The organism is Humibacillus xanthopallidus (genome assembly GCF_006716675.1).
Lineage (GTDB): Bacteria > Actinomycetota > Actinomycetes > Actinomycetales > Dermatophilaceae > Humibacillus > Humibacillus xanthopallidus_B.
In genome coordinates, this window is record NZ_VFPM01000003.1 from 594,529 (window position 1) to 612,454 (window position 17,926).

Below are 17,926 nucleotides of genomic sequence, written 5' to 3' on the forward strand. Positions count from 1 at the left end.
GACACACCGGAGGCACACCGGGGGCGCACCGGGGGCGTCGTCCTCGGGTTGCACCGGAGTGCGAGGATGCTCGCGTGAGCGTTGCCAGCACCGACCTGCCCGAGGGCGACCGTCCCCCAGCCGCGACCCACACCGTGGGCGTCGCCGTGACGACCCTGTGGGTGCGACCCGACAGCCCCCGCCCGGTCGACGCCCCCATCACCCTCGACCGCCCCGACGCCGTGGCCTGGCTCGCAGCCCTCGACGAGCACGACACCGACGACGAGTCCGGGGACGGCCGGCTCGGCCTCCACGGCCGCGTCGAGTCGCAGCTGCTCGCCGGTGAGCCGGTCGTCGTCGTCGGGTCGGACGCGTCCGGGCGGTGGGCCCACGTCGTCGCACCGTGGCAGCGTTCGCCCAAGGACGAGCGCGGCTACCCGGGCTGGGTGCCCTCAGCGCACCTGACCCCCGCGGCCGAGCAGGAGCCGGCCGAACCGCCCGCTCGACCCGCCGACCTCTCGGACCTCCTCGGCGACACCGGGGAGCGCGACGAGGGCGACCACCCGGCCGTCGTCCTCGCCCGGCGCCACCTCGGGCTGCGCTACCTCTGGTGCGGCATCTCCCCCCTCGGCTTCGACTGCTCCGGACTCGTGCTGCACACGTGGCGCCAGCTCGGTCACGTCGTCGCGCGCGACGCCTATGCCCAGGCCGAGGTGGCCGAGCCGGTCGCGCTCGACGCCGTCCGGTCCGGTGACCTCTACTTCTTCGCACGGCCCGGTCGGCGCATCCACCACGTCGGCATCGTCGTGCGCCCGGGTCGCATGGTCCACGCCTCCGAGACCGGCGGCGTGCTCGTCGAGGAGGACCTCCCGCCCGAGCGCGTCGCGACGCTCGTCGCGGCTGGCCGACTGCCCCACCCGTGAGGGTCGACCACCGCACCGCGCCGCTGCTCGTCCTCGTCGGCGTCGTCTCGGTGCAGTTCGGTGGCGCCTTCGCCGCGACGCTCGTGCCGCGCATCGGCACCACCGGCTCGGTGCTGCTGCGCCTGCTCTTCGCCACGCTCATCCTGTATGCCGCCGCGCGCCCGTCGTGGCGCGGACGCTCCCGCTCCGACTGGGTGACCGTCGGGCTCTTCGGTCTGGCCCTCGCCGCGATGAACACCAGCTTCTACGCCTCGCTCGCCCACCTGCCCATCGGCGTCGCCGTGACGATCGAGTTCCTCGGGCCCCTCACGCTGGCGGCCGTCCTCTCGCGGCGCCCGCGCGACCTCGTCGCGGTGCTTGCCGCGGGGCTCGGGGTGGCGCTCGTGTCCGGTGCCTTCGACAGCGCCTGGGACCGGTTCGACAAGGTCGGCATCGCGTTCGCCGCGATCGCCGGGGCGATGTGGGCGGCATACATCGTGCTGAGCCAGCGCACGGGACGAGCCTTCGCGGGGCTCGACGGGCTCGCCCTCGCACTCGTCGTGTCGACCGTGCTCGTGGCGCCGTTCGGCCTGACGACGGTCGACCGCTGGACGTGGCAGGACGTCGCGCTCGGGCTCGGCATCGCCGTGCTGTCGTCGGTGCTGCCCTACTCCCTCGAGCTCGTCGCGCTGCGTCACCTCGCGCAGCGCGTCTTCGGCGTGCTGCTGAGCCTCGAGCCCGCGGTCGCCGCGCTCGCCGGCTTCGTCGTCCTCAGCCAGGTGCTCGACGCGGCGCAGGTCGCGGGCATGGCGCTCGTCGTGACCGCGAGCGTCATCGTGCTCGGCGCGCAGCGCGGTGCCGCCGGCGTGCCGGGCGGTGCCGGGCCGACCGGGCCGACCGGGCCGACGGCCCCCGACCCGACGATCGCCCCGGGCTGATCGCCCCTCGCCGATCGGCCGCGGACCGAGTCGCCGCGGAAAGCGTTTGAGGTCAAGTGCACCTGAAGTCCTAGCCTGTGGGCATGACGACTCCCAGCGCCGCCCCGGGAAGCGATGTCTCCGCCCCCGAGGTGCAGACCGCGGTGGGGGACGAGCTCGCGCACGACCGGTCCGGGGGCGACCGGACGCCGGACGCCGGCACCCGGGAGGGCGGCCTGCTCTCACCCGCACTGCGCGCCACGACGATCGGTGCGCTCGCCCTCGTGTCGCTGCACGCGTTCGAGGCGCTCGCCCTGACGACGGTGATGCCGACGATCGCGCGCGACCTGCACGGTGAGTCGCTCTACGCGATGGCCTTCACGGCGACGCTCGCGGCCGGCATCGTCAGCATCGTCTGGTCGGGCAACCTCGCGGACCGCCGCGGCCCCCGACCGCCGCTCGTGCTCGGCCTCGTCCTCTTCGCCGTCGGCCTCGTCGGCGCCGGGCTCGCACCGACGATGCCCGTGCTCGTCGGGGCGCGCATCGTGCAGGGCCTCGGCGCCGGAATGACGAGCACCGCCCTCTACGTGCTCGTCACCCGGCTCTACCCGCCGCGGCTGCACACGGCGATCCTCGCCGGCTTCTCGGCCGCCTGGGTCGTGCCCTCCATCGCCGGGCCGTTCGTCGCGGGCATCATCGCCCAGACGATCGGCTGGCGGTGGGTCTTCGGGCTCGCGATCGTCGTGCTGCTCGGCGCGGCCCTGCTGCTCGCCCGGATCGTGCGCGGGCTCGGTCAGGAGGTCGTCGCCGTGCCGTGGCGGTGGCGGGCCCTCGGGGCCTCGACCGTGCTCGCCATCGCGGTGCTCGTGCTCAACCTCGTCGCGGAGCGCCTCGAGGCCCTCCCCGTCGGCGTCACCGTGGTGCTCGCTGCAGGAGCGCTCGCAGTCGTCGTGGCGGCCCTGCTGCCGCTGCTCCCTCGGCGCACGCTGCTCGCGGGGCGAGGCCTGCCGACCGACGTGCTCCTGCGCGCCCTCGCCTTCGCCGCCTTCACGGGGGCCGAGGTCTACCTGCCGCGGCTGCTCACCGACCGCGACGGCTTCTCCCCGAGCGTCGCCGGCGTGGCGCTCACCCTGACCGGCGTCTCGTGGTTCGTCGGGTCGTGGGTGCAGGGGGCGTGGGACACCCGCTTCGAGATCGGCCGCACCGCCTCCGCCTCGCTCGGGCTGATGACCGTGACCTTGGCCGCCCTCGCGACCTCGGTTGCGCTGGCCGCCCCCGCCTGGGTCGTCATCGGGCTGTTCCCGCTGCTCGGCTTCGGTATCGGAACCCTCTACCCACGGGTCACGGCGCAGGCGCTCGGCCGCGCCGGCGCCACCGAGCAGGGCTTCGTCAGCTCGGCCCTGCAGATCGGTGACTCGGCGGGGGCGGCGACCGCCCTCGCGCTGTCGGCGATCGTCTTCGCCGCCGCCGGGTCGGGTGTGCCGGCCGCGTATGTCGCCGTGCTGGGCGCCATGGGACTGCCCGCCCTCGTCGGCTGGCTCGTCTCCCACCGCGTGCGCTGAGTGGGTCAGGTGCCTCCCGCCCCGAGGACCGGCAACGGCACGTCGTTAGGTTGTGACGGTGAAGGAAACCGTGCTCTCGATCCACACGGCCCCCGGCCGGCGCCTGCCGACCCGGTCGGTCCCGCAGGTCGTCGCTGAGGCGGGAGCGGGGCTCGTCGGGGACCGCTACCACGGCAGCAGGCACCGGCACGTCACGATCCAGGCGATCGAGGCGCTCTAGGCCGCGGCCGACGAGCTCGGGCGCCCCGTCGACCCCGGGCTGACCCGCCGCAACATCACGGTGTCGGGCGGGTGGGTGCCGACGAAGCCCGGCACCCGGGTCACCATCGGTGACGTCGAGCTCGAGGTCGTGCGCGTCGCAGCCCCCTGCCGACTGCTCGACGACACGCTCGGCCCGGGCGCCGCTCGCGCCCTGCACGACCGAGGTGGGGCGGTGTTGCGCCTCCTCGGCTCCGGCACGATCAGCGTCGGCGACGCGGTGACCGTCGACGAGGCGTGACGAGCGGCGTCGAAGGGTCGGTCAGCCCTTGGGGGTGTGCTCGGCGGCCACCTCGGGCACCGGCGACTCCTCCAACGCGCTCGTCGCGCTGGTGTCGCTCGTCTCGACGACGTTGCCATCGGAGTCGCGGGTGATGCCCGCAGCAGCGTCCTTCTTGTTGTCGCTGCGGGTCTTGAGCAGGCTCGCGACGGTCGTGACCCCGAGGATGAGCACGATCGCGCCCAGGGACACGAGGATGGGGATGTCGGGCACGTCGAAGGGCTGGCCGCCGTTGATGAACGGCAGGTTGTTCTCGTGCAGCGCGTGCAGGAAGAGCTTGACGCCGATGAATCCGAGCAGCACCGCCAGGCCGATGCTGAGGTAGACGAGGCGCTTGAGCAGGCCACCGATGAGGAAGTAGAGCTGCCGCAGACCCATGAGGGCGAAGATGTTCGCCGTCAGGACGAGGTAGGGCTCCTTCGTCAACCCGTAGATCGCCGGGATGGAGTCGAGGGCGAAGAGCAGGTCGGTCGTGCCGAGGGCGAGGATCACGATGAGCATCGGGGTGATGAGGCGCTTGCCGTTCTCGACGATCGTCAGGTGCGTGCCGTGCCACTCCTTCGTGGCCGGGAAGCGCTTCTCGACCCAGAGGAGGAAGCGGTTCTCGTGGTACTCGTCGTCGTCGGTCTCGCCGCCCCGGGCCAGCTTGACGGCCGTGTAGATGAGGAAGGCGCCGAAGAGGTAGAACACCCAGGCGTAGGCGTTGATGACGACCGCACCGAGCGCGATGAAGACGCCGCGCAGCACGATCGCGATGATGATGCCGACCATGAGCGCTGACTGCTGGAGCTTCGCCGGCACCTTGAAGCTGCTCATGATGAGCAGGAAGACGAAGAGGTTGTCGACCGACAGGGAGTACTCGGTGAGCCACCCGGCGTAGAACTCGCCGGCATACTGACCGCCCCACTCCCACCACACGAAGAGGCCGAAGAGGATGGCACAGGCCACGAAGAAGGCGAGGTGGCGTCCGGCCTCGCGCATCGACGGGACGTGAGGCCGACGAGCGATGACGAAGACGTCGACGGCGAGGAAGACCGCCATCAGACCGATCGTCAGGATCCAGCCCCAGGTGGGCACGTTCATGGGCACAACCTTCCGGTCACCAAACGAATGACCGGAGGTCTCTCCCGCCCACCTCGTGGTGGACCGACGGGCCCGGGAGCGGCGGTGAAGACCGATCCGTGATGACGAGCGCGTCGCAGTAGGGATACTCCCCTCCGTGAACGCCTGATCCTCTCACCGGGGTCTCGGCCACTCAAATCGGGACCAGGGGCTGGTCGCGTGACCCTGGTCACGCCCACGAGACCCCCGACGGGCTCTGCCGTCGCCGTGCGTGTCATCGCTCCATCATCGCGCCGTCATCGCGTCGCCGCACTCATCTGCCGCAGCTCCTTCTTGAGGTCTCCGATCTCGTCGCGCAGCCGCGCAGCGAGCTCGAAGTGCAGCTCGGCCGCTGCCTGGTGCATCTGCGTCGTCAGCTCCTGGATGAGGCCCGCGAGCTCTGACGCCGCCATGTCGGCGGGCCGGTCCGTGCGGCCGCCGGCCGAGACCCCGACGTCTGCTGCCATGGCGCCGCGGCCCCCTCCGCTCTTGCCGCGCGACTGCATGCGGCCGGAGCCGATGAGCTCCTGCGTGTCGGCGTCCTCGCGCTCGAGCAGGTCGGTGATGTCGGCGATCTTCTTGCGCAGCGGGGTGGGGTCGATGCCGTGCTCGGTGTTGTAGGCGATCTGCTTCTCTCGGCGCCGGTTGGTCTCGTCGAGCGCCTGCTCCATCGAGGGGGTCATCTTGTCGGCGTACATGTGCACCTGGCCCGACACGTTTCGGGCGGCGCGGCCGATCGTCTGGATGAGGCTGCGGGCCGAGCGGAGGAAGCCCTCCTTGTCGGCGTCGAGGATCGACACGAGCGAGACCTCGGGCAGGTCGAGGCCTTCGCGAAGCAGGTTGATGCCGACGAGGACGTCGTAGACGCCGGTGCGCAGCTCGCGGAGCAGCTCGACCCGGCGCAGGGTGTCGATGTCGCTGTGGAGGTAGCGGACGCGGATGCCCTTGTCGAGGAGGTAGTCGGTGAGGTCCTCGGCCATCTTCTTCGTCAGGGTCGTGACGAGGACGCGCTCGTTGCGCTTGGTGCGCTCCTGGATCTCGTGCATGAGGTCGTCGATCTGGCCCTTCGTGGGCTTGAGGACGACCTCGGGGTCGACGAGCCCGGTCGGGCGGATGATCTGCTCGACGGGTGGCCCGCCCGCGGCCGACTTCGCGAGCTCGTAGTCGCCCGGGGTCGCGGAGAGGTAGATCGTCTGCCCGATGCGCTCGAGGAACTCCTCCCACTTCAGGGGCCGGTTGTCCATGGCGCTCGGGAGCCGGAAGCCGTGCTCGACGAGCATCCGCTTGCGCGACATGTCGCCTTCGTACATCGCGCCGATCTGGGGCACGGTCTGGTGCGACTCGTCGAGGACGAGCAGGAAGTCCTCGGGGAAGTAGTCGAGGAGGCAGTTGGGGGCCGAGCCCGCCGTCCGGCCGTCGATGTGGCGGCTGTAGTTCTCGATGCCGTTGCAGAAGCCGACCTGGCGCATCATCTCGAGGTCGTAGGTCGTGCGCATGCGCAGCCGCTGGGCCTCGAGGAGCTTGCCCTGCTTCTCGAAGAGCGCGAGCTGGTCCTCGAGCTCGAGCTCGATGCCGCGGATCGCGCGGTCCATCCGCTCGGGGCCGGCGACGTAGTGCGACGCGGGGAAGACGTACATCTCCTGCTCCTCGTTGACGACCTCGCCGGTCACCGGGTGCAGGGTGTAGATGCGCTCGATCTCGTCGCCGAAGAACTCGATGCGGATCGCGAGCTCCTCGTAGACCGGGATGATCTCGACCGTGTCGCCGCGCACGCGGAAGGTGCCGCGCGTGAAGGCGAGGTCGTTGCGGGTGTACTGCATCTCGACGAAACGTCGCAACAGCTGGTCGCGCTCGATCTCGAGGCCGACGCGCAGCCGGGCCATCCGGTCGACGTACTCCTGCGGCGTGCCGAGACCGTAGATGCACGACACCGAGGCCACGACGATGACGTCACGCCTCGTGAGCAGCGAGTTGGTGGCCGAGTGACGCAGCCGCTCGACCTCGTCGTTGACCGAGCTGTCCTTCTCGATGTAGGTGTCGGTCTGAGGGATGTAGGCCTCGGGCTGGTAGTAGTCGTAGTAGCTGACGAAGTACTCGACGGCGTTGTTGGGCAGCAGCTCTCGGAACTCGTTGGCGAGCTGGGCGGCCAGCGTCTTGTTGGGCGCCATGACGAGGGTGGGCCGCTGCACCTGCTCGATGAGCCAGGCCGTGGTGGCCGACTTGCCGGTGCCGGTGGCGCCGAGCAGCACGGTGTCCTGGACCCCGGCCCGGACCCGCTGGGCGAGCTCGGCGATGGCGGTCGGCTGGTCGCCGCTCGGGGTGTATTCCGAGATGACCTCGAAAGGGGCCACCGTGCGCTGCAGGTCAGTCGTGGGACGCATGCGTCAACCGTACGTCCGACCACTGACAACACCCACGGCCGCGGGCCCTGCCCTCCCGTGACCGCCGCGGTATGCCGCTCAGCCGGGTCGTGCAGTCAGCCCGGCGCAGCGTGTGGCGGCGTCCCAGCCCGCGAGGAGCCGGTCGCGAGTCGCACCCGCGGCGGCGGCTCGCGGCACGCCGTCGGACCCGATGAGCATCGGCGACCACGTGCCGCTGCTGACGACCGACCGCGTGCGGGGCCGGCTGTGCGCTGCAGCGGCGTCGATCGTGACGGTCAGCACGCCGGTGTCGGCGGCCGGACCGTCGTTGTTGTACCAGACGAAGTTGCCGAGGCCGTAGGCCACGTAGGCCCGGCCCGACCATCCCGCCCCCTGGGGCCGGTGGGCGTGTCCGCCGACGATGACGTCCGCGCCGTCAGCAGCGAGCAGCCGGGCGGTCTCGCGCTGCCCGTCGTCGGCACAGCTCGTGTACTGGGGTCCCCAGTGCAGCATGACGACGACCACGTCGCTCGTCGCCGCGGCCGCGCGCACGGCACGGCGCAGCGGCCCCGGGTCGAGGTTCGTGGCGATTCCGGGCGAGCCCGGCCCTGCGGCGTGCTCTCGCGAGGTGACGTCGCGGATCTGCGAGGAGGCGAGCACGGCGACCGACACCCCGTGGACGTCGATCCGCAGCGGCGTGAAGGCCTCCGCCTCGTCACGCCCGACCCCGACGACGGGGATGGGCCCGTCGCGGCGGGCGGCGAGCGTCTGGGCGAACACGGCGTCGCCGAAGTCGGCGGCGTGGTTGTTGGCCATGCTCACGGCGTCGACGCCGGCCCCGGCCAGGGTGGCGAGGGTGGTGACCGGAGCGCGGAAGGTGAAGTCCTTCCCCGGCAGCGGCGCTCCACCGGCGCCGAGCGCGGTCTCGAGGTTGACCATCGCGAAGTCGGCCCGCGCCACCGTGTCACGCACCGCGGTCGTCAGCGGCTCGGGCCGGTCGAGCAGCGCGCGCACCTGACGCTCGAAATGGACGTCGCCGGCGAAGGCGAGCGTGATCCGGTCGCGCGGGCTCGCCGGCGCAGGCGGCTGGGGCGTCGACGGGCCGGTCGCCTGGGCACCGGCTGTCGAGGTGGCCCGAGCCGAGGGCGCGGGGGGCGTCGAACCGGTCGACGCGGCATACGCCGGGGTGACTGTCGTCGGGGTCGGTCCTCGACCCTCGGCCTCGGCTCCTGCCCACGACACCGCGACCACGTCTGCGGCGAGGCAGCAGCCGAGCAGCACCGTGGCGAGGCGCCGTCGCGGCCCGTCCATTCCCCGAGGCTACGTCCGGGCGGCCACGGCAGCGCGGACCTCGCGACCGTGTCGCCCGCGCTGACCGGGCCGCCTCGACCCGGGGGCGACTCGCGCAAGCGGGTCCGTCCCGCGCCGCGCGCGTGTCACGATGAGGCGGTGAACGCCCCCTCGGCCGTGACGACCCCGGCGACGACCCGCCGTGGCTCCAACCTGCCGCGCGTCGGCGACTACAACCAGGTGGTCGTCCTCGAGGCCATCCGTCGCAACGTCGAGGGCTTGAGCCGCGTCGAGGTCGCGGCGCTCACGGGCCTCTCTCCCCAGACCGTGTCGAACATCTGCAGGCGGCTGCTCGAGACCGGCCTCGTCGAGGAGGCGGGCAAGCGCGGCGTCGGGCCCGGCAAGCCGCGGACGCTGCTGCGCCTCGCCCCGCGAGGCCGCTTCGCCGTCGGCGTGCACCTCGACCCCGCCCTCATGACCTTCGTCGTGCTCGACCTCGTCGGGCGTCCGGTCGCGCGCTCGGTCCGCCCCCTGCGACCCGGGCTCGGCCCGGAGCAGGTGCTCGGTGAGGTGGCCCAGGAGGTCGCGGCCCTCGTCGCCGCCTCCGGCGTCGACCCCGACCGGATCGTCGGTCTGGGCGTGGCCGCGCCCGGGCCGGTCGACGCCACGACGGGCACGCTCATGCGCCCACCGAACCTCCCGGGCTGGGACCGCGTGGCCGTGCGCGACGTGCTGGCCGATGCCACCGGCCTGTCCGTCCTGCTCGACAAGGACGTCGTCGCGGCCGTCGTCGCCGAGCTCTGGGCCGGGGCGGTCGGCGGGCCCGGCAGCGCCGTCTTCTTCTACATCGGCACCGGGGTCGGCGCGGGCCTCGTGCTCCACGGCGAGGTGCACCGCGGCACGTCGGGCAACGCCGGCGAGATGGGACACCTCATCACCGGCCCCGACGGCCCACCCTGCTCGTGCGGCCAGCGTGGCTGCATCGGAGAGGTGTGCTCGCCGCGGACCGTCGTCGAGACGGCACGCCGGCGCGGCATCGCGGGGCTCGACGCACCCGACCGGACTGGTCCGGGCAGCCCGGCCCGTGAGGACGCCGACCACCGCGACGTCGTCGGCGATGCCCTGGGCCGGCTCTGCGCCGTCGCCGCCCAGGGCGACCCCGACGCGCTGGAGCTGCTCGAGGACATGGCGGTCCGCTTCGCCAAGGCCGCGGCCGACGTCGTCAACCTGCTCGACATCGACCAGGTCGTCTTCGGCGGGCCGCTCTGGGAGCACCTCGCGCCCGTCTTCCTCCGCGTCGTGCCGGAGCTGGTCCGCAGCTCCGCCGTGGCCACCCCGATCCACCCGATCACGGTGCGCGGCACGAGTGTCGGCGCCGACGTCGCGGCCGTCGGCGCGGCCTGCCTCGTGCTCGACCAGGCGTTCAGCCCGCGCTCGGCGACCCTGCTCGTCACCCACTGATCCCCGGCCGCCACGCGCGGACCCGCGACGGTGCGGTCTGCCGGTCGACACCCTGCCGCACCCCCTGTGAGTTCATCGCGACCTCTTGACATCAATAACTCCATTTGATGTATAAAAGCCTGCAGCGCGAGTCAACGAGGACTCGGCGATAGCAAAGGGGCCATCACCACTATGAACCGCAGACACGGTGCCGTCGCGCTGAGCGCCGCCGCCCTCTCCATCTCCGTCGCCCTCGCCGGGTGCGGGTCCTCCAGCTCGGGCGCGTCAGGTGGCGCCGGCGGCGACACCAACGCCCTCACCGTCGCCTACCAGCGCACCTCCCAGTTCACGCAGCTCGACGCCGTCCTCAAGAAGGCGAAGGCGGAGTACGAGGCCGCCCACCAGGGCAAGACCGTCAAGCTCGTGCCCATCGAGGCCGAGCAGGACCAGTACTTCACCAAGCTCGCGCTCATGAACCGCTCACCCTCGACCGCGCCCGACGTCATCTACGAGGACAGCTTCCAGGTCCGCTCCGACGCCGCCGCCGGCTACCTCTCCCCCATCGACGAGCAGCTGGCGAAGTGGAGCGACTGGTCGCAGTTCGACGACACGGCCAAGCAGGCCGGCCTCGGCGACGACGGCAAGACCTACGGGGTCTCCATGGGCACCGACACCCGCGCGCTCTACTACAACAAGGAGCTCTTCGCGAAGGCCGGCCTGCCGACCGAGTGGCAGCCCAAGACGTGGGACGACGTGCTCACTGCGGCCCGCACCATCAAGGCCAAGGTCCCCGGCGTCACGCCGTTCAACATCTACGCCGGCAAGTCGACCGGTGAGGGCACCTCGATGCAGGGCTTCGAGATGCTCCTCTACGGCACCGACAGCACCCTCTACGACACGAGCACCAAGAAGTGGGTCACCGGCTCCCAGGGCTTCAAGGACTCCCTCAACTTCTACAAGACCGTCTACGGCGAGAAGCTCGGCCCGAGCCTCGACCTCGCACTCGACGCCACCGTCGGCAGCCGCGTCTCGACCGAGCTGCTGCCGCAGGGCAAGCTCGCCATCGCGCTCGACGGCTCCTGGCTGCCCGGGCAGTGGATCAAGGGCGACAACGCGTGGCCGGAGTGGGAGAAGACGATCGGCTACGCGCCGATGCCGACCCAGAAGGGTCAGGCACCGGGTGCGACGTCGATGTCGGGTGGGTGGCTGCTCTCCGTCGGGGCCAACGCCCCCGACAAGCAGGCCGCGGTCGACTTCATCGCCGTCGCCCTGAGCCGTGAGAACGCGCTGAAGTACGACACCGAGAACAGCCAGATCGCCGTTCGCAAGGACGTGGCGACGGACCCGAAGTACCTGTCCTACAACCCGTCCTTCAAGTTCTTCGCCTCCCTCGTGCCGGTCACGCACTTCCGCCCGGCGACGCCCGACTACAGCCAGATCTCGGGCAACATCCAGGTGGCCGTCGAGTCCGTGGCGACCGGCGCCGCCACCCCCGAGGCGGCCGCGCAGACCTACGACCAGTCGCTCGTCGGCATCGTCGGCCAGGACAAGACGCAGGCCCAGTGACATGACCGCCCTGGACGTTCAGGGCTCGACGCGCCGGGGGCGGGCTCCGTTCCGCTCCCGGCCCGGCGGCCCCGGCGCCCCCTCGCAGGGGCCCGCCCGCACTGCGCTGAGGCTGCTCCCCCTCACGCCCGCCATCGCCCTCATGGCGATCTTCCTCGTCGGCCCCATCGGCTACGCCCTCTACGGCTCGCTCACCAACGCGGCCCTCTCGGGCTACCGGGCGGCCAATCCCGAGTTCATCGGCCTCGACAACTACACCCGGCTCCTCTCGAGCGCGCAGTTCTGGCAGGCCGCGTGGCTCACGCTGCTCTTCGTCGTCGCCTCCGCCGTCATCGGCCAGAACGTCCTCGGCATGGCGCTCGCGCTGCTGCTGCGCAGCGGGCCGAAGCGCCTCGGGTCGGTCGTCAGCGCCCTCGTCGTGATGGCCTGGGTGCTTCCCGAGATCGTCGCCGCGTTCACGCTGTATGCGTTCTTCTCCTCCGAGGGCACCCTCAACACCGCGCTCGGCTGGCTCGGCATCGACGGGCCGTCGTGGCTGATCCTCTTCCCGATGCTGTCGGTCATCCTCGCCAACGTCTGGCGCGGCACCGCCTTCTCGATGATGGTCTACAACGCGGCCCTCGCCGAGGTGCCGCCGGAGATCACGGAGTCGGCCCAGATCGACGGCGCCAACACGCTCCAGCGGTTCTTCCGCATCACCCTGCCGATGATCCGGCGGGCGATCGCGACGAACATGATGCTGACGACCCTGCAGACCCTCGGGGTCTTCACCCTCATCTGGGTCATGACCGGAGGCGGCCCGGGCACGCAGAGCACGACGCTGCCCGTCCTCGCCTTCCAGCAGGCGTTCAAGTTCGCGCAGGTGGGCTACGGCACGGCCATCGCCACCGTGACCCTTGTCATCGGCGCCGTCTTCGCGCTCGTCTACGTGCGGGCCCTCAAGCCGGAGGTCGACTGATGACCGAGTCCACGACCCGCGCGGGCCGGCCCGTCGACGCCCAGACGTCACGACGGGGCGGCTCCCCGATCGCCGTGCCCGGCACGGTCGCCCGACCCATGGGGCCGAGCCCCACCCCGCCGCAGCTGTCGTCACCGACGCGGAAGGGGACCGCCATCGCCGCGGGCCTCGCCCTCGTCCTCGTCGCCGTCGCCTTCCTCGTGCCCCTGGCCTGGCTCCTGCTGGCCTCGGTCAACCCCTCGGCCACGGTGTCGGTGACGGTCCCGTCAGAGCCGACCCTCGAGAACTTCCGGTCCGTGCTGAGTCCCGAGCTGACCTACACGCCGCTGCTCAACTCGCTCGTCATCTCCGGGTCGACCGCGCATCACGGTCGTCGTCGCGGTCCTCGCGGCCTATCCCCTCTCGCGCTACAGGATGCGGTTCAACCGGGCGTTCCTCTACACGATCCTCTTCGGGAGCTGCCTGCCCATCACCGCGGTCATGGTGCCGGTCTACGCCCTCTTCGTGGCCCTCGGCCTGCTGGACTCGCTCCCGGGCACGATCCTCTTCCTCGCCGCGACGTCGCTGCCGATGGCGGTGTGGATGATGAAGAACTTCATGGACAGCGTGCCGATCTCGCTCGAGGAGGCGGCGTGGGTCGACGGGGCGAGCGCGATGCAGGCCCTGCGCCGGATCGTCGTGCCGCTCATGCGGCCGGGCCTCGCAGTCGTCTTCATCTTCGTCTTCACCCAGGCCTGGGGGAACTTCTTCGTCCCCTTCGTGCTGCTCCTCGACCCGGCCAAGCAGCCTGCTGCCGTGTCGATCTACACGTTCTTCGGCACCAACGGGGCGATCGCCTACGGCCAGCTGGCCGCCTTCTCCGTCATCTACTCCGTGCCGGTGCTCGTGCTGTACCTGCTGGTCCAACGTCTTGCGGGCGGCTCCTTCGCCCTCGCCGGCTCCGTCAAAGGTTGAGAGGAATCCTCCGTCGTGCACGACAACACCAAGCTCGTCGAGATGCGGGTCGAGCGCTTCGTCCGCGAGCGCCTCGTCCCCGCGCTCTACCGTCGGCGCTCGCCGCTGTCGGCCCACCAGTGGGTCGTCCCCGGTGAGCCGGTCCCGTTCGCGGAGGCCGTGGGCCACGACTACGAGCCCGTCGCGCCCGGCACCCCGTGGGGCCGTCCGTGGGGCACGACGTGGTTCCGGGTCACCGGCAGCGTGCCCGACGGGTGGGGCGGCGAGGGCACCCGGCTCGAGGTCGTCGTCGACCTCGGCTACTCCGACACCCAGCCGGGCTTCCAGGCGGAGGCGACGGCATACCGCCCCGACGGCACGGTCATCAAGGGGCTGCACCCGCGCAACCGCTACGTGCCCCTCGCGCAGGCGGCCCACGGCGGGAGCGTCGACCTGCTCCTCGAGGCCTCGTCGAACCCCGACGTCGCCGGGGGCGGCGCGTTCACCTTCGAGCCGACACGCCTCGGCGACCTCGCGACCGCCGGTGACGTCCCGCTCTACCGCTGGCGAGCCGCCGACGTCGCCGAGCTCGACGAGGCGGTGTGGGAGCTGCACCAGGACGTCGACGCCCTCGTCGGTCTCGTCGACCAGCTCCCGCCGGCCTCCTCCCGGCGGGCGGCGGTCGTGCGAGCGCTCGAGGACATGGTCGATGCCGTGGACCCCGACGACGTGCCGGGCACCGCCGCCGCCGGGCGCGCGGTGCTGCGCGACGTGCTGGCTGCGCGCGCGGACGCGACGGCCCACCGCATCGTCGCCGTCGGCCATGCGCACATCGACTCCGCGTGGCTCTGGCCGACCCGCGAGACGGCCCGCAAGTGCGCCCGCACCTTCTCCAACGTCCTTGCCCTCATGGAGGAGGACGACGACCTCGTCTTCGCCTGCTCCTCCGCCCAGCAGTACGCGTGGGTCCGCGACAGCCAGCCCGAGCTCTTCGAGCGGATCCGCGAGCGCGTCCGCGAGGGGCGCTTCGTGCCCGTCGGCGGCATGTGGGTCGAGTCCGACACGAACATGCCCGGAGGGGAGGCCCTCGCCCGCCAGTTCGTCGCGGGCAAGCGCTTCTTCGCCGAGGAGTTCGGCGTCGAGCCGCTCGACGTGTGGCTGCCCGACTCGTTCGGCTACACGGCTGCCCTTCCGCAGATCGCGGTCGCGGCCGGCTCCCGGTGGTTCCTCACGCAGAAGCCGTCGTGGAACGAGACCAACCGGATGCCGCACCACACGTTCTGGTGGGAGGGCATCGACGGCAGCCGCATCTACACGCACTTCCCGCCTGCCGACACCTACAACTCCACGGTCTCGGCCGAGGACCTCGCCCGGGCCGAGAGCCAGTTCGCCGAGAAGGGCCGCGCCAACACCTCCCTGCTCCCCTTCGGCTACGGCGACGGCGGAGGCGGCCCCACGCGCGAGATGCTCGCGGCCGCCGCCCGCACCCGCGACCTCGAGGGCTCCCCGCGCGTCGAGCTCGGCGGACCGCACGAGTTCTTCCGCGACGCCCAGGCCGAGTACCCCGACCCGCCCGTGTGGAGCGGCGAGATGTACCTCGAGTTCCACCGCGGCACCTACACCTCGCAGGCGCGCACGAAGCGCGGCAACCGCCGCAGCGAGCACCTGCTCCGTGAGGCCGAGCTCTGGGCCACGACGGCAGCCGTGCGCAGCGGCACGGCCTACCCCTACGACGCGCTCGAAGAGGCGTGGCACACCGTCCTGCTCCAGCAGTTCCACGACATCCTCCCCGGCACGTCCATCGCGTGGGTGCACCGCGAGGCCGAGCAGCGGTATGCCGCCGTGGCCGACGTCCTCGAGGGCCTCGTCGCCGCGTCGCTCCGTGAGCTCGCCGGGGCGGGCGACCAGCGCATCGTCTTCAACGCCACGCCGCACGCGGCGTCCGGGGCGCCCGCGCTCGGCGCCGTGTCCTCGGGCGGCGCGGCCCACGCCGCTCCGGTCGTGGTGGAGTCCGGTGGCGACCGCGACGAGATCGTCCTCGACAACGGCATCATCCGCGTCGTCGTCGACGGTGACGGTCTGCTCGCCTCGATCGTCGACCTGCGCGCGGACGGGCGCGAGGTGCTGCCCCCCGGGGCGCGCGGGGCGCTCCTCCAGCTGCACCGCGACACCCCGACGCAGTGGGACGCCTGGGACATCGACGAGCACTACCGCCGCCACGCGACCGACCTCGTGTCGGCCGACGTCGTCGAGGTCGTCTCGGCCGACCCGGCGCGCGTCGTCGTGCGCGTCGAGCGGTCCTTCGGCTCGTCGCGGGTGGAGCAGCTCATCACCGTGGAGTCGGGCAGCGACGTCATCGGCCTCGAGCTCGACATCGACTGGCACGAGCGCCAGAAGCTGCTCAAGCTCGCCGTCCCCGTCGACGTGCACGCCGACCGCGCGACGTCCGAGATCCAGTTCGGCCACCTCCACCGGCCCACGCACAGCAACACGTCGTGGGACGTCGCTCGCTTCGAGACGTGCGCCCACCGGTGGGTGCACGTCGGTGAGCGCGACTGGGGTGTCGCCGTGACCAACGACTCGACCTACGGCCACGACATCGGCCGCACCACGCGTGACGGCGGCGGCACGACGACGACGGTTCGCCTGTCGCTGCTGCGGGCCCCGGCGTATCCCGACCCCGAGGCCGATCAGGGCACGCACCGGCTCCGCGTCGGGCTCGTGGTCGGTGCCGGCATCCCGGACGCCGTGCGTGAGGGCTACCGCATCAACCTCCCGCTGCGCGAGGTCGTCGGCGGCTCGGCTCCCGAGCCCGTCCTGCGGCTCGAGGGCAGCGAGGCCGTCGTCGTCGAGGCCGTGAAGCTGGCCGAGGACCGCAGCGGCGACGTCGTCGTCCGGCTCTACGAGGCCCACGGTGGCCGGGCCCGCGCTCGGCTCGTCCCCGGCTTCGAGGTCGAGCAGATCGTCGAGACCGACCTGCTCGAGCGACCCCTCGCAGAGCCCCGGGCCCTCGTGGACGCCGATGGCACACTGGCGCTACGACCCTTCCAGCTCGTGACCCTGAGGCTCCGACGGAGGCACCCATGAACGCCGCGCCCATGCCCACGCCTGCGGTCGCGTGGCCCGACCAGCCCACACACCGGGCCTGGCTCGACGACCACTGCCGGGCCCTGCTCGCCTTCGGCGAGCGCTGCGCGGCGCCCGGTGGCGGCGCGTTCTGGCTCGACGCCCGCGGACGACCCGAGCCCGACCGTGGCATCCACACGTGGATCACCGCTCGCACGGTGCACGTCTACTCGCTCGGTGCCCTGCTCGGCGTGCCGGGGAGCGCCCCGATCGCCGACGCGGCGATGACGGGGCTCACCGGACCGCTGCGCGACGCCGAGCACGGCGGCTGGTTCCCCTCGGTGGGGCCGGGTGGCCGACCCGCAGACGGGAAGGCCTGCTACGACCACGCCTTCGTCGTGCTCGCCGCCTCGACGGCGCTCGCCGCCGGGCGACCCGGGGCGAGCGCCCTCCTCGCGGAGGCGCTCGACGTCTACGACCGCCGCTTCTGGGACGCCAGGGCAGGACTGCCGGTCGACCTCTGGGACACCGCCTTCGAGCAGCTCGACGGCTACCGCGGCATCAACGCCGCGATGCACTCCACCGAGGCGCTCCTCGCCGCGGCCGACGTGCTCGCCGAGGTGGGCGACGACGCCGAGACCGCCGCCACGTGCAGGCGGCGGGCGCTCGGCATCCTCGAACGCGTCGCCGGCTGGGCGCGCGAGAACGACTGGCGGGTGCCCGAGCACTTCGACGACTCCTGGCAGCCGCAGCTCGAGCACAACGCGGACCGGCCCGACGACCCCTTCAAGCCCTACGGTGCGACCATCGGCCACGGGCTGGAGTGGGCCCGGCTGCTCCTCCACGGCGAGGCAGCAGCGACGGCCGCTGGTGAGGCGGCACCCCCCGGCGCGCTCGACGCGGCGAGGTCGCTCTTCGAGCGGGCCGTGGCAGACGGCTGGGAGGTCGACGGCCATCCCGGCTTCGTCTACACGACCGACTGGTCCGGCACACCGGTCGTGCGCGACCGCATGCACTGGGTCGCCGCCGAGGCGACGGCGACGGCTGCGGCGCTCCACCAGCGCACGGGCGAGCCGGCATACGCCGAGCGCTACGCGGCGTGGTGGGACCACATCCGCCTCCTGCTCATCGACGAGGAGCACGGGTCGTGGCACCACCAGCTCGATCCGGCCAACGTGCCCACCGACACCGTGTGGCCCGGCAAGGCCGACCTCTACCACGCGGTCGGTGCCACGCTCGTCCCCCGGCTCCCGCTCGCCCCCGCGCTGTCCGTCGCCGTGCGGCAGGCCGCCTGGCGCTGACACCGCCGGAACG

The 17,926-nt window shown here is 72.1% G+C and carries 12 protein-coding genes and 2 pseudogenes; 11 read left to right on the plus strand and 3 right to left on the minus strand.

The genetic code is table 11. From position 1 onward, the window contains the following. Positions 1-74: 74 nt before the first annotated feature. The 5 genes and pseudogenes from FBY41_RS17835 to FBY41_RS24040 all read left to right on the plus strand — a co-directional run. Positions 75-902 (plus strand): C40 family peptidase, encoded by an 828-nt coding sequence (locus FBY41_RS17835; protein ID WP_221629337.1) that lies wholly within the window; start codon positions 75-77, stop codon positions 900-902. After that, positions 899-1,819, plus strand: a complete 921-nt coding sequence (locus tag FBY41_RS17840) for an EamA family transporter (protein WP_141845605.1) — start codon at positions 899-901, stop codon at positions 1,817-1,819. Before FBY41_RS17835 ends, FBY41_RS17840 begins: the two co-directional genes overlap by 4 nt. A gap of 83 nt (positions 1,820-1,902) precedes the next feature. Beyond that, positions 1,903-3,360 carry an MFS transporter gene (locus FBY41_RS17845; RefSeq protein ID WP_141845606.1) on the plus strand — a complete coding sequence of 486 codons (1,458 nt, stop codon included), beginning with the start codon at positions 1,903-1,905 and terminating at the stop codon, positions 3,358-3,360. A 58-nt stretch (positions 3,361-3,418) separates the two neighbouring features. Next, entirely contained in the window at positions 3,419-3,580 is a 162-nt protein-coding gene (locus FBY41_RS24035; protein ID WP_260439876.1) for a hypothetical protein, read from the plus strand. A gap of 18 nt (positions 3,581-3,598) precedes the next feature. After that, positions 3,599-3,859 (plus strand): annotated as a pseudogene (locus tag FBY41_RS24040) (MOSC domain-containing protein); the annotation flags it as partial. Positions 3,860-3,880: 21 nt separating this feature from the next. On the opposite strand, the gene FBY41_RS17855 reads toward FBY41_RS24040, so the two are convergent. The 3 genes from FBY41_RS17855 to FBY41_RS17865 form a co-directional block, all read right to left on the minus strand. Next, positions 3,881-4,981 carry a TerC family protein gene (locus FBY41_RS17855; RefSeq protein ID WP_141845607.1) on the minus strand — a complete coding sequence of 367 codons (1,101 nt, stop codon included), beginning with the start codon at positions 4,979-4,981 and terminating at the stop codon, positions 3,881-3,883. 275 nt (positions 4,982-5,256) lie between these two features. Then, positions 5,257-7,380 (minus strand): excinuclease ABC subunit UvrB, encoded by a 2,124-nt coding sequence (uvrB, locus tag FBY41_RS17860; RefSeq protein WP_141845608.1) that lies wholly within the window; start codon positions 7,378-7,380, stop codon positions 5,257-5,259. Between the two features lie 78 nt (positions 7,381-7,458). Beyond that, entirely contained in the window at positions 7,459-8,670 is a 1,212-nt protein-coding gene (locus FBY41_RS17865) for a CapA family protein (protein WP_141845609.1), read from the minus strand. Between the two features lie 138 nt (positions 8,671-8,808). Here FBY41_RS17865 and FBY41_RS17870 point away from each other — a divergent pair, with 138 nt between their 5' ends. From FBY41_RS17870 to FBY41_RS17895, 6 genes and pseudogenes are all read left to right on the plus strand, one after another. Then, entirely contained in the window at positions 8,809-10,110 is a 1,302-nt protein-coding gene (locus FBY41_RS17870) for an ROK family protein (RefSeq protein WP_260439878.1), read from the plus strand. Positions 10,111-10,281: 171 nt separating this feature from the next. Beyond that, positions 10,282-11,655 carry an extracellular solute-binding protein gene (locus FBY41_RS17875; protein WP_141845610.1) on the plus strand — a complete coding sequence of 458 codons (1,374 nt, stop codon included), beginning with the start codon at positions 10,282-10,284 and terminating at the stop codon, positions 11,653-11,655. 1 nt (position 11,656) lies between these two features. Then, positions 11,657-12,613, plus strand: a complete 957-nt coding sequence (locus tag FBY41_RS17880; RefSeq protein ID WP_141845611.1) for a carbohydrate ABC transporter permease — start codon at positions 11,657-11,659, stop codon at positions 12,611-12,613. A 98-nt stretch (positions 12,614-12,711) separates the two neighbouring features. Beyond that, a pseudogene (locus FBY41_RS17885) lies at positions 12,712-13,567 on the plus strand (carbohydrate ABC transporter permease). Between the two features lie 15 nt (positions 13,568-13,582). Next, positions 13,583-16,633: a glycoside hydrolase family 38 N-terminal domain-containing protein gene (locus FBY41_RS17890; protein ID WP_141845612.1), complete on the plus strand. Its 3,051-nt coding sequence runs from the start codon at positions 13,583-13,585 to the stop codon at positions 16,631-16,633. Beyond that, a complete protein-coding gene (locus tag FBY41_RS17895) occupies positions 16,630-17,913 on the plus strand; it encodes an AGE family epimerase/isomerase (RefSeq protein WP_260439879.1) in 1,284 nt (427 codons plus the stop codon). The genes FBY41_RS17890 and FBY41_RS17895 overlap by 4 nt, the downstream gene beginning before the upstream one ends. Positions 17,914-17,926 lie beyond the last annotated feature (13 nt).

Bases quoted from the DNA above. Each gene is read 5' to 3' on its own strand.
- FBY41_RS17895 (WP_260439879.1), top strand. From the start codon at position 16,630: ATGAACGCCGCGCCCATGCCCACGCCTGCGGTCGCGTGGCCCGACCAG.
- FBY41_RS17845 (WP_141845606.1), top strand. From the start codon at position 1,903: ATGACGACTCCCAGCGCCGCCCCGGGAAGCGATGTCTCCGCCCCCGAG.
- FBY41_RS17875 (WP_141845610.1), top strand. From the start codon at position 10,282: ATGAACCGCAGACACGGTGCCGTCGCGCTGAGCGCCGCCGCCCTCTCC.
- uvrB (WP_141845608.1), bottom strand. From the start codon at position 7,380: ATGCGTCCCACGACTGACCTGCAGCGCACGGTGGCCCCTTTCGAGGTC.
- FBY41_RS17855 (WP_141845607.1), bottom strand. From the start codon at position 4,981: ATGAACGTGCCCACCTGGGGCTGGATCCTGACGATCGGTCTGATGGCG.
- FBY41_RS17880 (WP_141845611.1), top strand. From the start codon at position 11,657: ATGACCGCCCTGGACGTTCAGGGCTCGACGCGCCGGGGGCGGGCTCCG.
- FBY41_RS17865 (WP_141845609.1), bottom strand. From the start codon at position 8,670: ATGGACGGGCCGCGACGGCGCCTCGCCACGGTGCTGCTCGGCTGCTGC.